This window comes from Amycolatopsis coloradensis (genome assembly GCF_037997115.1).
Taxonomy (GTDB): domain Bacteria; phylum Actinomycetota; class Actinomycetes; order Mycobacteriales; family Pseudonocardiaceae; genus Amycolatopsis; species Amycolatopsis coloradensis_A.
The window spans coordinates 8,542,754-8,555,440 of the sequence record NZ_CP150484.1; the positions used below are offsets into that span (position 1 = coordinate 8,542,754).

17 protein-coding genes are annotated in these 12,687 nt (G+C 70.5%); 6 read left to right on the plus strand and 11 right to left on the minus strand.

All coding sequences use genetic code 11. The annotated features are described in order from the left end of the window. The first annotated feature begins 408 nt into the window (after positions 1 to 408). The 3 genes from LCL61_RS39895 to LCL61_RS39905 all read left to right on the plus strand — a co-directional run bounded on the left by LCL61_RS39895 (position 409) and on the right by LCL61_RS39905 (position 2,243). Positions 409 to 1,056: a response regulator transcription factor gene (locus tag LCL61_RS39895; protein WP_340684523.1), complete on the plus strand. Its 648-nt coding sequence runs from the start codon at positions 409 to 411 to the stop codon at positions 1,054 to 1,056. A 136-nt stretch (positions 1,057 to 1,192) separates the two neighbouring features. Next, positions 1,193 to 1,825, plus strand: a complete 633-nt coding sequence (locus tag LCL61_RS39900; protein ID WP_340684524.1) for a response regulator transcription factor — start codon at positions 1,193 to 1,195, stop codon at positions 1,823 to 1,825. A gap of 4 nt (positions 1,826 to 1,829) precedes the next feature. Beyond that, a complete protein-coding gene (locus tag LCL61_RS39905) occupies positions 1,830 to 2,243 on the plus strand; it encodes a hypothetical protein (RefSeq protein WP_340684525.1) in 414 nt (137 codons plus the stop codon). Here the strand turns inward: LCL61_RS39905 and LCL61_RS39910 are convergent. From LCL61_RS39910 to LCL61_RS39920, 3 genes are all read right to left on the minus strand, one after another. Next, entirely contained in the window at positions 2,221 to 2,733 is a 513-nt protein-coding gene (locus LCL61_RS39910) for a hypothetical protein (RefSeq protein ID WP_340684526.1), read from the minus strand. The two genes, LCL61_RS39905 and LCL61_RS39910, sit on opposite strands and share 23 nt — an antisense overlap. A 63-nt stretch (positions 2,734 to 2,796) precedes the next feature. Continuing rightward, positions 2,797 to 4,080, minus strand: coding sequence for an ATP-binding protein (locus tag LCL61_RS39915; protein ID WP_340684527.1), 1,284 nt, complete (start codon positions 4,078 to 4,080; stop codon positions 2,797 to 2,799). A gap of 1 nt (position 4,081) precedes the next feature. Continuing rightward, positions 4,082 to 4,786, minus strand: a complete 705-nt coding sequence (locus LCL61_RS39920; protein WP_034304815.1) for a response regulator transcription factor — start codon at positions 4,784 to 4,786, stop codon at positions 4,082 to 4,084. A 39-nt stretch (positions 4,787 to 4,825) separates the two neighbouring features. On the opposite strand from LCL61_RS39920, the gene hisN reads away from it, so the two are divergent. Continuing rightward, positions 4,826 to 5,614, plus strand: a complete 789-nt coding sequence (gene hisN, locus LCL61_RS39925; protein ID WP_425342084.1) for a histidinol-phosphatase — start codon at positions 4,826 to 4,828, stop codon at positions 5,612 to 5,614. 11 nt (positions 5,615 to 5,625) lie between these two features. Here the strand turns inward: hisN and LCL61_RS39930 are convergent, their stop codons facing one another. The 6 genes from LCL61_RS39930 to LCL61_RS39955 all read right to left on the minus strand — a co-directional run bounded on the left by LCL61_RS39930 (position 5,626) and on the right by LCL61_RS39955 (position 9,640). Further along, complete coding sequence (locus LCL61_RS39930; protein WP_007031910.1) at positions 5,626 to 5,901, minus strand: hypothetical protein; 276 nt, start codon at positions 5,899 to 5,901, stop codon at positions 5,626 to 5,628. Beyond that, entirely contained in the window at positions 5,898 to 6,698 is an 801-nt protein-coding gene (locus tag LCL61_RS39935; protein ID WP_340684529.1) for a TNT domain-containing protein, read from the minus strand. The genes LCL61_RS39930 and LCL61_RS39935 overlap by 4 nt, the downstream gene beginning before the upstream one ends. Positions 6,699 to 6,980: 282 nt before the next feature. Next, complete coding sequence (locus LCL61_RS39940) at positions 6,981 to 7,214, minus strand: hypothetical protein (protein ID WP_340684530.1); 234 nt, start codon at positions 7,212 to 7,214, stop codon at positions 6,981 to 6,983. Beyond that, complete coding sequence (locus tag LCL61_RS39945; RefSeq protein ID WP_340684531.1) at positions 7,211 to 8,143, minus strand: hydroxymethylglutaryl-CoA lyase; 933 nt, start codon at positions 8,141 to 8,143, stop codon at positions 7,211 to 7,213. The genes LCL61_RS39940 and LCL61_RS39945 overlap by 4 nt, the downstream gene beginning before the upstream one ends. Next, positions 8,143 to 8,718, minus strand: a complete 576-nt coding sequence (locus LCL61_RS39950; RefSeq protein ID WP_340684532.1) for a PH domain-containing protein — start codon at positions 8,716 to 8,718, stop codon at positions 8,143 to 8,145. Before LCL61_RS39950 ends, LCL61_RS39945 begins: the two co-directional genes overlap by 1 nt. A 97-nt stretch (positions 8,719 to 8,815) precedes the next feature. Then, positions 8,816 to 9,640 carry a biotin--[acetyl-CoA-carboxylase] ligase gene (locus tag LCL61_RS39955; RefSeq protein WP_340684533.1) on the minus strand — a complete coding sequence of 275 codons (825 nt, stop codon included), beginning with the start codon at positions 9,638 to 9,640 and terminating at the stop codon, positions 8,816 to 8,818. Positions 9,641 to 9,720: 80 nt separating this feature from the next. On the opposite strand from LCL61_RS39955, the gene LCL61_RS39960 reads away from it, so the two are divergent. Both LCL61_RS39960 and LCL61_RS39965 read left to right on the plus strand, forming a co-directional pair. Then, positions 9,721 to 10,836 (plus strand): C40 family peptidase, encoded by a 1,116-nt coding sequence (locus LCL61_RS39960; protein WP_340684534.1) that lies wholly within the window; start codon positions 9,721 to 9,723, stop codon positions 10,834 to 10,836. A gap of 49 nt (positions 10,837 to 10,885) precedes the next feature. Further along, entirely contained in the window at positions 10,886 to 11,314 is a 429-nt protein-coding gene (locus LCL61_RS39965; protein WP_340684535.1) for a hypothetical protein, read from the plus strand. On the opposite strand, the gene LCL61_RS39970 is transcribed toward LCL61_RS39965, so the two are convergent. Next, entirely contained in the window at positions 11,275 to 11,850 is a 576-nt protein-coding gene (locus LCL61_RS39970) for a histidine phosphatase family protein (RefSeq protein ID WP_340684536.1), read from the minus strand. The genes LCL61_RS39965 and LCL61_RS39970 overlap by 40 nt on opposite strands. Then, positions 11,847 to 12,677: an alpha/beta hydrolase gene (locus tag LCL61_RS39975; RefSeq protein WP_340684537.1), complete on the minus strand. Its 831-nt coding sequence runs from the start codon at positions 12,675 to 12,677 to the stop codon at positions 11,847 to 11,849. Before LCL61_RS39975 ends, LCL61_RS39970 begins: the two co-directional genes overlap by 4 nt. Positions 12,678 to 12,687: the final 10 nt, after the last annotated feature.

Genomic DNA, 12,687 nt, shown 5'->3' on the forward strand with positions numbered 1-12,687 from the left:
GATCTTGGGCGAGGTTGACAGGTGGGGCGAAGGCTCCCTTCGCTGCGTCTGATGCGACGAAGGGAGCCTTCGGCCCTGGTCGTGGGTCGGGTTGGTCGCGAACTGGCGTCCTTTGTGGACACCGTCCGTTCAAGCCCCCTGTCGCCCGCCCCGTTCGAATCGCCAACAGCGGCACTGACCAGCGTCTATGCGACTTCGCCGGGACCCTGACCTTCAGGGTAGGGAAGGAGGCCTTCACGGATTTGAAACCCAAGCATGCGCCGAAAGGGTTAATGGCTTGGGACGGGCCCGGCGATACGCGATACTCATCAGGCGTTTAATTTTCGCCGGTCCGCTGTCCGGACCACGCGTTGTCCGCCGAGCGGCCCTCTCGCTAACGTGCCGCGTCGGGGAGACAGGGGGAACCGTATGAACGAACGCCTTCGCGTGCTCGTGGTCGACGACCATCCGCTGTTCCGGTTCGGGGTCTGCACCTTGCTCGCCAACGAACCGCTGGTCGACGTGGTCGGAGAGGCCGCGAGCGGCGCGCACGCGATCAGCGCGGCGAGCGCCCTCGATCCCGACGTCGTGGTCATGGACCTGCATTTGCCCGATATCAGCGGCGCCGAAGCGACCCGGCACATCGTCGCCGAACGGCCGGACGTCGGCGTGCTCATGCTGACGATGGCGGACGAGAGTGAATCCGTTTTCTCGGCGATGCGGGCCGGAGCCCGCGGATATCTGCTGAAGGACGCGGAGCCCGACGAAATCATTCGTGCCGTTCACGCCGTCGCGAGGCGCGAAGCGATCTTCGGGCCCGACATCGCGACGCGCGTTCTCGGCTTCTTCAACCACTCTCAGCCGAGCACGGACACGGTGTTCCCGGAACTCACCGTCCGCGAACGAGAGGTCCTCTCGCTCATCGCGGGCGGGCACAGCAACACCGCCATCGCCAGCACTCTCTGCCTCAGCCCGAAAACGGTGCGGAACCATATTTCGAACGTCTTCAGCAAGCTCCACGTCGCGGACCGCGCCGAAGCGATCGTGCGTGCCCGCGAAGCGGGGTTGGGTCGCTGAAAAAGCGACCCCCGATAAGGGCGGCTTTTCGGGCAATTCCGGGACCGGAGTCCCATGCGCCCGGGACACCCCACCCGGCAGGGTGAGTAGTGCGGGGGGTGGGACCCTCGCACCGTTCGAGGGGAATGGGAATCACATGTTCGAACCGAACAGGACACCGGTGGTCGTCCGCGCCACCGATCCGATTTTGCACAACGGCGTCTGCATGACGCTCCGCTCCCGTGACGATGTCTGGCTGGTGGACGGGGAGGCCGCCGACCCGACGATGGTGGCCCTCCTGGTCACCGACCGCCTCGACGAGGCCATGACGCAACTGCTGTCCGCACTGCACCACCAAGGGTTCACCCGCATCGTGCTCATCGCGGGTGAAGTCGACGACAACGAGATCCTCAGCGCCATCGAACACGGCGTCTGCGCGGTCGCCCGGCGTTCCGAGGCGGGCGCCGACGTCCTGGTCCGGCTGATCAAGGCGGCCGCGGCCGGGGAAGGCGCGCTGCCGCCCGACCTGCTCGGCAGGCTGCTGCACCGGGTCTCGCGGCTGCAACGCCAGGTGCTGCAGCCGCGCGGCCTGCACTTCGGTGGCATGAGCAGCCGGGAGACCGAAGTGCTCAAGCTGGTCGCGTCGGGATTCTCGACGCAGGAGATCGCCGACCAGCTCTGTTATTCGCAGCGCACGGTGAAGAGCATCCTGCACGACGTGACCAACCGGTTCCAGCTCCGGAACCGCTCGCACGCGGTGGCTTACGCACTGCGTGAGGGATTGATCTGATCCCGTGATCAGCCAGGTCGACGAGGCGTTGTGCCTGCTCATCGCACCTCATCTGCCGGAGGGGACGGTGGTCCGGCTGGATCCGCCGAAACCCACCTGGCAGACCGAAACGCGGGTGTCGAGCGTCGATCTGTTCCTCTTCGCCCTGCACGGCGCCGGCCCGGGAACCGGCGCCGTGCGGGCGAACCGGTGCGAACTGTCCTATTTGGTCACGGCGCAGGCGGACAAGGTCCGGGACGAGCACACCCTGCTCGCCCGTTCGCTGCGGACCCTGCTCGGGACGGAGTTCCTCATGGTCGACGAGCAGCCGTTGCGGATGACTCTCGGGCACACCGATCCGACCGGGCTGTGGGTCAGCCTCGGCCTGCCCGCCCGGGCGGCGTTCGTCGTCACGGTCACGGCGGACTACCGAGACTGAGCACCGAGGACCGCCGCAGGACCACCCCGCCGATGGACGACAGCTGCCCGCCGAAGAGCTCGCACCATTCGGCGGCCGTCTCGGGCGGGCCGCATTCGCCTGCCCGCCTGGCCCACCCCGCGCGGACTTCGAGGCGGTAGCCGAGGATGCCGGTCAGGGTCAGCCCGTTCCGGCTGGCGCCGACCCCGCACATGCCCCGGTAGAGCCGGGCGTCCGGCGGCCGGAACTCGGCGCTCTGCTGGACGAACCGGTGTCCCGCCGCCCCGGTCACGGTCGCGACCGGGGTGTCGAACCCGCTGACGAACAGCCCCTTCGACAGCAGGTCCAAGGCTTCCGCCTCCATCCGCTCCACCACTCCGGGCGGACGGCGGCACGCGTACAGGGCGCCCTCGAAGGACAACCCCACGGTGACCGCCACCTTGCCGATCTCCAGGGTCGCCGCGGCCACCGGACTCACCGGCGGGTGGTACCGGAACGCCGTCGCACGCACCCCCCGACGGTAGGTCCGCGCGCTTCCGTGGCCTTGCCCGATCGGGAGAACCTTGGGGAGGTCTTAGCGAGGAACCCGCTCGGCCGGCCAGCGCACCTCAGCCACATCGCCCGGCCGGGGCACCTTCAGGAAGAGGCTGAACACCGCGGGCTGCTTGCTCGACAGCTCCAGCCGTCCACCGTCTGCCTCGATGAGCGCGCGAGCGAGCGCGAGCCCGACGCCGGTCGACCCGCCGCCGGAGAAGCCACGTTCGAAGATGTGCGGCGCGAGCTCGTCGGGCACCCCCGATCCGGTGTCGGCGACCTCGATGACGACGGTGCCTTCCGTGTCGCCGCGCCGCGCGGCGAGCGTGACCGTTCCCGCGCCGTGGCGCAGCGCGTTGTCGAGCAGGACGCCGACGACCTCGCGCAACCGGCCCGGCGTCGCCCTCGCCCTCAGCCCGTCGGTGACACGGATCCGCAGATGCCTTCCTTCGGCGCGAAGCAGCTGTCGCCACTCTTCGGAGACTTCGGGAAGCACTTCCTGGAGGTTCACCGGTTCCGCACCGACCTCGCGCGCCGCCCGCGCGGCGGCCAGCAGTTCGTCGAGGGCCTCGGCGAGCCGGTCAGCCTGTTCCTGCGCGGCCTTCGCCTCGTCGACGACGTCTCGGTCGGAGTGGATGGTGAGCGGTTCGAGCCGCAGCTGCAACGCGGTCAACCGGCTCCGCAGCTGGTGAGAGACGTCGCCGACGAGCTGCCGTTCCCGCTGGACGAGCTGGGCGAGCGCCGAACCGGACGCGTCGAGCGCCTCGGCGACCATGTCGAGTTCGCCGACGCCGTAGCGCTTGGGATCCGGCCGGAAATCGCCGCCGCCGAGTTTGACCGCGCGATCCGCGACGTGTCGCAGCGGTTTCGCGAGCCTTCGCGCGGTCACCGTCGCGACCACCGTGCCGGTGCCGACCGACAGCACGACCAGCAGCACCACCAGCAGGGTGACCTGGGTCTGGCGGGTGCGCATCGGCCCGGCGGGCACGGACAGCTCGACCTCGCCGTGCAACGCGATCGGGGCCCGTTCGGACACCACGTCCGAGCCGGGATCGGAGCCGTAGCGCTTCTCGATCTGCCCTTGCGCGCGGACGGTCAGCAATCCGCCCTGCGGCACGGCGACCCGGACCAGGTCGAGGTTGATCGGCTGGCCGACCGCGATCTCGCTGTCCAGCGTCGCCGCTATCCCACGGGCCGAGGAAGCGAGGTTCTCGCGGTTGAGGTTATCGACCAGCTGCCACGCGGTGATCCCCAGCGGGATGCCCAGCACCGCCGCGGTGACCGCGACGGCGAGCAGGATCGCCAGGAGGATGCGTCGGCGCATGCTATTCCGCGTTGAAGCGGAAGCCGACGCCGCGGACCGTGGCGATCCGCCGTTCGCCGTCGCCGTTCCCGCCGGGTTTGCCCGCCCTGCCCGCGGCTTCGTCGGCCGCGATCGCGAGCTTCCGCCTGAGCCACGACATGTGCATGTCGAGGGTCTTCGAGGTCTTCGATTCGAGGTCGTTCCACACCTCGGCGAGGATCTCGTCGCGGCTGACGACCTGGCCCGCACGGCTCATCAGCACCCGGAGCAGCTCGAATTCCTTGTTCGCCAGCTGCACCTCGTGCAGGTCCACGGTGACCATCCGGGCGCCGAGATCCATCCGCACTCCCCCGGCTTCGAGCACGTCGGGGGCCCGGCGGCGGAGCAGCGCGCGGATGCGGGCCAGCAGTTCGGCCAGCCGGAACGGCTTGGCGACGTAGTCGTCGGCGCCGGCGTCGAGCCCGACCACGAAATCGACCTCGTCCGTGCGCGCGGTGAGCATCAGCACCGGCACCTCGGTGCCGCTGGCGCGCAGGCGGCGGCACACTTCGAGCCCGTCCATCCCGGGCAGGCCGAGATCGAGGACCAGCAGGTCCACCCGGTCGCTCTCGGTCGCGTCGAGGGCGGCGGGCCCGTCGCCGACGACCCGCACGTCATAGCCCTCCCGCTGGAGTGCGCGGGAAAGCGGATCGGCGATGGCCGGGTCGTCCTCGGCGAGTAGCACCATGCTCACCTGGCCAACTCTACGACCGCCGGGCGTGAAACCATCGTCACCGTGCCTGGCTACGAGAATGATCTGGAACTCGCCACCCGGCTGGCCGACGCCGCCGACGCCATCACCACCGCCCGGTTCCGCGCGCTCGACCTGGCCGTGGAACGCAAACCCGACCGGACGCCGGTCACCGACGCGGACACCGCCGTCGAAGACGCCATCCGCGCGATCCTCGCCGCGGACCGGCCGGACGACACGGTGCTCGGCGAGGAACGCGGCGGCACCGCGGCGACCGGCCGCGCCTGGGTGCTCGACCCGATCGACGGGACCAAGAACTTCCTGCGCGGTGTCCCGGTCTGGGCGACGCTGATCGCGCTGGTCGAAGATGGCACGCCCGTGGTGGGCATGATCAGCGCGCCGCTGCTCGGCCGCCGCTGGTGGGCCGCCGCCGGCGACGGCGCCTGGATGAGCGACACCGCCGGGGAACGCCGCATCTCGGTGTCGAAGGTCGCGTCGCTCGAAGACGCGTATCTGTCCACAACGGACCTGAACTCGTGGGTGGAGTACCACTCCCGCGAGAAGTACCTCGACCTCGTCAACGCGTGCTGGGAGAGCCGCGCGTTCGGCGATTTCTGGCACCACTGCCTGGTCGCCGAGGGCGCGCTCGACGTCACCGCGGAATGCATCGTGAACCCGTGGGACGTCGCCGCGGCCCAGGTGCTGATCACCGAAGCCGGTGGCCGGTTCAGCGACCTGAACGGCGAAGCGCGCTACGACAACGGCTCAGCGCTTTCGACGAACGGCCTGCTTCACGACGAGGCCCTGGCGATCCTGAAGCGCTGAACGCGCGTGTGTCACTGCGCCCCGGGCAGCAGGCCGACCGCACCACGCGCGACCTGCGACCACGCGAGACGGCCGAAGAGGTAGTGGCAGGCGACCTGTTCGCTGGTGAACCGGGCCCAGTCGTACCGGTTGCCCTGCTCACGCCAGAAGACCTCCCAGGCAGGCTCGGCGCCTTCCTCCTCGGTGCGCATGAGGCACCACGCGTTGTCCACCTCCGCGCCGACCGACACCACTTCGGGTGGCACACCCAGTGCGGCCAGCCACCGCAGGATCGTCCCCGTGTTCACCGAACCTCCCCCGTGACGTCCGCCAGGAAGCCCAGCGTGACGAGTTCATCGGCGCCCAGCACCGTGCGGAAGCGCACCCCGCCGCCGGGCTGGCCGAACCATCCGGCGGTCACCGAGCGCCAGACCGGCAGTGGCCGCGCGACGCGGTAACGCCGATACGAGGTGACCCGATCGGGTGGCAACGAGCGCATCGACAACAAGGTCGCGTCCTCGGCGAACACCCGGCCGTGCTGATCCCCGAAGCGGTCGAGATGGGTGCCCGCTTCGAGCATCACCGGCCTCGCCGGGTCGGCTTCGTCCGGCCACAGGTAACCCGTCCCGGTCACGAAACGCGCCTTCCAGTCCTCTTGGGACATTCCGCCCCACGGATCGTGTCCCCTGGTCAACTCCGCCGGGGGCGCGACGCCCGGAGCCGTCGGCGAACGCCGGAAACCGCTGCTGACGTGGGACAACGCGTCCAGGTCGTCGAGCACGTCCGCCTCGGGATGGTCCTGCGGGCCGGAACCGCCCTCGGGGAGCGGCAACTGGCGCGCGGGTTTCCCCATCGCGACCGGCAGATGCCCGATGGGGAACATATGCACCAGAAACAGCGCGATCACGCTCTCCCGCTCGGTCCGCAAGGCCCCCATGGGCGGCGGAGCGACGGGCCGGGGCGGAAACGGCACTCGCAGCGGCGCCACCGCGGGCGGCCACGGCGAAGGCGCGTACGGAGCGCGCGCCCCGTGCGGCGGGGTCGGGGCGTCGTACTCGGCAGGCAGCCGGATCGGGCCCGTTCCGGCCTCGCTCGGATCGGTCACCGCACCTCCCCCAAGGAATCGGACCCCACCGGTGAACGGGGGAGGCAGCGGACAGGACGCGTCACGACCTTAGCGCCGACCGGCGTTCTCGTCGGCGGATACCCGAAAGCGCATCAAGGCCCGCGCGGGCGGACGGCGTTCGACGAGTTCGAAACCCGCCTTGGTGAACGTGCTCACCGCGCCGTGGTACAGATCCGCGCCCGGTCGCGAAGTCGACCGCCGCCCGCAGCAAGGCGGTGAAAAGCCCTTGGTGACGGCTCTTCCTTCCGATGTGGAAGCACGTCACCGACCAGACCCCGGCGTGCTCGCCAGCCGCGGGTTGTCCGGCCGGGGCGAGACGGCGACCCAGCCGAGCGGCTCGTCGTCGGCCAAGGCCGGCAGCCCCAACGGTTTCCCGGCGGCGACCTCGGCGCGGACGTGCGCCTTGCGGCCGTCCTTGCCCGCCTGTTCGAACTCCGGCCCGAACACCCGCTCGAACAGCGGCCAGGTCTCGTCCGTGAGTTCCGCGAACCTCATCCGGCGAGCGCGTTGACCACCCGGGACGGGCTCGGCCTGCCCAGTTTTCCGGCCATCCACTTGCTCGTCGCGACCAGCGCGTCGAGGTCGACACCGGTTTCGACGCCGAGACCGTCGAGCATCCACACGAGGTCTTCGGTGGCGAGGTTCCCGGTGGCGGATTCGGCGTACGGGCAGCCGCCGAGCCCGCCGGCGGAAGAGTCCACAGTGGACACGCCGCAGCGGAGGGCGGCCAGCGTGTTCGCGAGCGCCTGGCCGTAGGTGTCGTGGAAATGGACGGCCAGGGTGCCGACGTCGGCGAACTGCCCGATCAGCGCCTCGACCTGGCCCGCGGTGGCGACGCCGATGGTGTCACCGAGCGAGAGCTGCGAGCAGCCGAGGTCGAGGAGCCGTTTACCCACCCCGGCGACCTGCGCGGCCGGGACGGCGCCTTCCCACGGGTCGCCGAAGCACATCGACACGTACCCGCGGACGTCGAGCCCTTCGGCCCGCGCCCTGGTGACGACCGGTTCGAACATCGCGAACTGGTCGTCCACCGTCGAGTTGAGGTTCTTCTTGGCGAAGGTTTCGGTGGCGCTGGCGAAGATCGCGATATGCGAGACCCCGGCTTCCAGCGCCCTGTCCAGCCCGCGCTCGTTCGGGACGAGCACCGGGTACCGGACGCCTTCGCGCTTTTCGAGCCCGGCCAGGAGCTGCTCGGCGTCGGCCAGTTGCGGCACCCATTTCGGGCTCACGAAACTGGTCGCCTCGAGCGTGGTCAGCCCGGCGCCCGCGAGCTTGTCCAGGAACTCGAGTTTGACCTCGACCGGGACGATCGACTTCTCGTTCTGGAGACCGTCACGCGGACCGACCTCCCAGATCGTCACCCGCTCCGGCAACGCGGCGGACGACGGGACGCGGTCGGGCAGCCCCAGCTCTCGCGTGCCCATCAGCGGCGCCGGTTTCCGCGCGGCGGGTGCCCCTGCGGCGGAAGCGGCTCGGTCTGCTGCGGCGCACCCGGCGCGAAGTCGTCGTACGGGTTGTCGTTGACTTCGCGGTAGATGACCGTGTGCACCCGCTCGACCTTGGGGATGTCGTCGAACTTCAGCGGTTCGTCCGAGGCGGACTCGATCACCAGCGTGCCGCAGCCGAACACGCGGTCCAGCAGCCCGTGCTCGAACTGGACGCTGTTGATCCGCGACAGCGGGATGTCGATCCCGGTCCGCTTCAGCACACCCTCGCGGGCGATCAGCCGGTCCGTGGTCACGATGAAATGCGTCGTGCGCCAGCGGACGAACGGCGCCAGGAAGAGCCAGACGACGAGACCGAGCCCGACCGCGGCGATCGCGATCTCGGAGATCAGGTCCCACGGGGCCGTCGCGTCCTTCGCGACGATGGCCAGCCAAATCCCCACGCCGAGCGTGACGATCAGCGCGAGGAACGGGAAGATCAGCATCTTGAAATGCGGGTGACTGTGCACCACGACGTGCTCGTTTTCGCTGAGCAAATCGTCCGGATAGGCCACGACGGACGCTCCCAAAGTGTGTTCGGCGCTGGTGAGCTCACCGTACCGGCGAACGGTCCCGGCGGAAGAGGAGACGCCGGAAATCGAGACGCACGGATCAGGCCTTGGCCGGGCGCACGTGGACGACGTCGCCGGCGAACACCGTGTACCGCTCACCACCCGGAACGTCGACCTGGAGCTGGCCGGCGGGATCGATGTCGGCGGCGCGTCCGGTCAGCGCCGAGCCGTCGGGCAGCTGGACCTCGACGTCCTGGCCCAGCGTGGCGCAGTGCCGCCGGTAGTCCCCGAGCAGACCGGCCTCGGCCAGTGACCCGCCGGCGAGCCGCCAGCGGCGTTCGAGTTCGTCGAAACCGATGAGCAGCCGCGAGGCGATCTCGGCGCGATCGGTCTCCGTCGCGCCCTGCTCGGCCAGCGAGGTCGCGGGCAGGCCACCGGGCCCGGCCGGGACGTTCTCGCCGAGGGGCAGCACGTTCAGGCCGATGCCGAGGATCACGGTGGTGTCGTCGCCGGCGACGGCCTCCGCCAGGATGCCCGCGCATTTGGCGCGCTCAGGACCGGCGAGGACGTCGTTCGGCCACTTGAGGACGGCGTCGACGCCGAGTCCCGCGGCGACCTCCCGGACCGCGAGGCCCGCGACCACGGAAAGTGAACCCAAATTGGCGAACGGAACGCCGCCGGGACGCAGCAGGACACTGACGTAGAGGCCCGATCCCTTCGGCGAGGCCCACTGCCGCGCGCGGCGGCCGACCCCGGCCGTCTGCTCTTCGGCGATCAGCACGGTGCGGTCTTCGGCGCCCTTCGCGGCGGCTTCCCGCAGGTCGGCGTTGGTGGACCCGGTGCTCGAAACGACCTGGATCGCGGTGTACCGGCCGGACAGCGTGGCACTCAGGCGCCCGGCGTCGAGCGCTCCCGTCTCACTCATTCGTCCAGAATATGAGAGTCCCCCTAACGTGCAAGGCGTTCGCTCGTTACACAGAGGTGGTCTCCAATAACCTGGACGGCGTGACTGAGCCCGACCCGGCCCCGAGCGCGCCCGAAACCAGCCGGAAGAAGTCGTGGGCGCACGGCGTGGCGATGCGCGGCCTGGTCGCCCTCCCCCTGGTCGCGGGGCTCGCGACGGCGGGCTGGCTGCTCGCGGGCGGCAACGATCCCGCACCGGCCGACGGGCGCCAGCAGATTCCCGTTCCCGCCGCCAAGCAGGACCCGGCCACCGTCGGCGGCGGCGCGGGTCCGTCGGTGCTCGAAGTCAGCGCGCCGGTGAAGGCGCAGGAGACGCCGAAGGGCGCCCGGCCGCTCGAAGAGTGGGCTGACAAGCTCGCCGGGGCGCTCGACATCCCGGCGAAGTCGCTCATGGGGTACGCGAACGGCGAATTGGCGCTGCGCGGTGAGCAGCCGAACTGTCACCTGTCCTGGGTCACCCTCGCCGGGATCGGCGCGGCGAGCTCGAACCACGGACGCGGCGGCGACAACCCCCTCGGCCTGTCGGCGCAGCAGTGGAAGAAGCACGGCGCGTCGATCCCCGGTATCGCGAAACCCGCGCTGACCGATCCCGACTCCGCCTCGGTCGCCGCCGGCCGCGCCCTGTGCGCTTCCGGGGCCGACCTCGGCGGCGGCAACGGCTGGTGGAAGGCCATCGCCGGCTACCAGGGCGGCAAGGGCAACGACGCCGAACTGTTCCGCCAGCGCGTCCTGGGCAACGCCCAGCTCTACGCGACCCTGTCCCTCGACCCGGCACGTTCCGGCAGCCCCGCCGTGAAGGCGACCCGGTTCGCCCTCGGCCAGCTGGGCCTCCCGTACGTGTGGGGCGGCAACGGCCCTGAGGCGGGCGCGGCGGGCTTCGACTGCTCCGGCCTGACCAAGAAGTCCTACGACGAAGCCGGGATCTCGCTCCCGCGGACCGCGGACACCCAGTTCCGGGCGCTGCCGCCGGTGTCCGGCGAGCCGAAGCTCGGGGACCTCGTGTTCTACGGGAACCCGGCGACGCGCATCCACCACGTCGGGCTGTACCTCGGGAACGGGCTGATGATCAACGCGCCCACCGAGGGCCAGGCGATCCAGATCCACACGTATCACTCGAAGGGCGACGACTACACGGGTGCCGGGCGGCCCGCGGCCTGAACCGGCCACACCACCCCTGGCCCCGGCACCGGCGGTTACCGTGGCGCCCATGCGTTCGATCGAGTTCCGCGGGATCTCCACGAGACCGGCCGAGCGGGAAACGTCGCTTCAGTTTGTGATCGACGGTGTTTCTTTCCTGGAGCTGGTGCGCGAGGCCGAACTTCCCGGGGCGCTCGCGGAACAGCTAGCCGCGGATTACGCTCCCTCGACGAGCCTTTCCGCCGAGCACCTGCTCGGCGGAGCGCCGGATCGCGTTCCGCACGGCGTCGAAGACGACGAACACCTCTTGCTGGGGTGCACTTGCGGTATCGACGACTGCTGGGCGCTGGTGGCGAGGATCGTGGCCGACGACGACACGGTGACGTGGTCGGATCTCCGCAATGCGTATCAAGACTGGGATTACCGCAGCATCGGTGATCTGACGTTCTCGCGGCAGGACTACGAGCGGTCGCTTCGTGCCGCTTTCGGCGCCGGATAGTTCTCGTGGGGCCAGCGCAGCCGGTGGACGGCGGGCATCGGCATGTCCCGGGAGAACGGCCAGCCGATCCCCGGCCTGACCCCGGCCAGCAGCCGGGACACGAAGGTCCCGTGACTGCCCACCAGCACGACACCGCCGTCATGCTCCGCCGCGAGCCGATCGACGGCGGCCATCGCGCGCGCCGTCAGCTGCCGCAGGCTCTCGGCGCCCGGGCGCGCGAAATCCGGATCCGCCCAGCTGCGCTCGTAGTGCCCGGCGTAGTCCGGTGTCGGCTCCAATCCCGAGTCCCACTCGCGTAGCTCCCAGCGTGTCATGACTTCGAGCCCGGCCTTCCTTGCCGCGGGCTCGACCGTCGCGACCGCTCGCCGGTACGGACTCGACACGACCGCCGTCGGGTTCATCGCGGCGAGCTCGTGCGCGAGCAGTTCCGCGGCCGCCACGCCCGCCGCGGTCAGTGGCCGCTCCGGGTCGTCGGGCTTTCCCGGCGAGGGCGGAACGGACTCGGCGTGCCGGATCAGGACGACGTCGCAGCTCACGCGCGCTCGGCCAGCCAGTCGAGCGCGGCCTCCCCGTGACGGAGGACCGAGACGTGCCCGTCCCCGGGAAAGACGCGCGACTCGGCCGCCGCGCACTGCCGGGTCAGCCATTCGCCGTGCGCGAGCGGCACGATCCGATCCGCGCCACCGTGCAGGTTCAGAACGGGGGCCTGGACGTCGGACGGCCGGAAGCCCCACGGCGCGACGTACGCGAGATCGTCGTCGATCAACGCGCCGGGCCCGCCCTCGACCGCGGGACCGACCACGTCGAGCACCCAGTTCCAGTCACCCGCCAGGGCCGCGTGATCCGCGGGGATGAACATCTCGGCGTCGTTTTCGGCGGTCGCCTCGTACCGCTCCTTCTCCTCCCGGCCGGCCACGGCTGCCCTCAGAGAGCCGGCTCCCGCCGCGCCCATCCCCGCGAACCAGTCCAGCCCCTCGGCGTCGTACGGAGCCAGACTCGCGACGCAGACCATCGCCGTCACCCGTTCCGGCAACAGGGCGGCGCAGGCGAACGCGTGCGGTCCGCCTCCGGAATGCCCGAAGACCGCGAACCGCTCGATCCCCAGCGCGTCGGCGATCCTCGCGACGTCCGACGCCGCCGACGCGACGTCCCGGCCGGGCCGCGGCGAGGAACCGCCGTAACCGGGCCGGTCGTAGGAGACCCACCGCAGCCCGAGCCGCTCGGCCGCCGCGAACAGCGGGACCGGCGGGGCGCCGATGTTCGGGGTGCCGTGGTGCCAGAAGACCACCGGACCGGCCCCGCCCGTGTCGTAGGTGTGCAGTGTGGTCCCGTCCCCCAGGTCCACGTCGGACTCGTTCACCATGGCCCGAGCG

What these genes read in the sequence shown, in the direction of transcription:
- LCL61_RS39895 (WP_340684523.1), top strand. Translation starts at nt 409, where the DNA reads ATGAACGAACGCCTTCGCGTGCTCGTGGTCGACGACCATCCGCTGTTC.
- LCL61_RS39900 (WP_340684524.1), top strand. Translation starts at nt 1,193, where the DNA reads ATGTTCGAACCGAACAGGACACCGGTGGTCGTCCGCGCCACCGATCCG.
- LCL61_RS39915 (WP_340684527.1), bottom strand. Translation starts at nt 4,080, where the DNA reads ATGCGCCGACGCATCCTCCTGGCGATCCTGCTCGCCGTCGCGGTCACC.
- LCL61_RS39920 (WP_034304815.1), bottom strand. Translation starts at nt 4,786, where the DNA reads ATGGTGCTACTCGCCGAGGACGACCCGGCCATCGCCGATCCGCTTTCC.
- LCL61_RS39940 (WP_340684530.1), bottom strand. Translation starts at nt 7,214, where the DNA reads ATGAGGTTCGCGGAACTCACGGACGAGACCTGGCCGCTGTTCGAGCGG.
- LCL61_RS39945 (WP_340684531.1), bottom strand. Translation starts at nt 8,143, where the DNA reads ATGGGCACGCGAGAGCTGGGGCTGCCCGACCGCGTCCCGTCGTCCGCC.
- LCL61_RS39955 (WP_340684533.1), bottom strand. Translation starts at nt 9,640, where the DNA reads ATGAGTGAGACGGGAGCGCTCGACGCCGGGCGCCTGAGTGCCACGCTG.
- LCL61_RS39965 (WP_340684535.1), top strand. Translation starts at nt 10,886, where the DNA reads ATGCGTTCGATCGAGTTCCGCGGGATCTCCACGAGACCGGCCGAGCGG.
- LCL61_RS39975 (WP_340684537.1), bottom strand. Translation starts at nt 12,677, where the DNA reads ATGGTGAACGAGTCCGACGTGGACCTGGGGGACGGGACCACACTGCAC.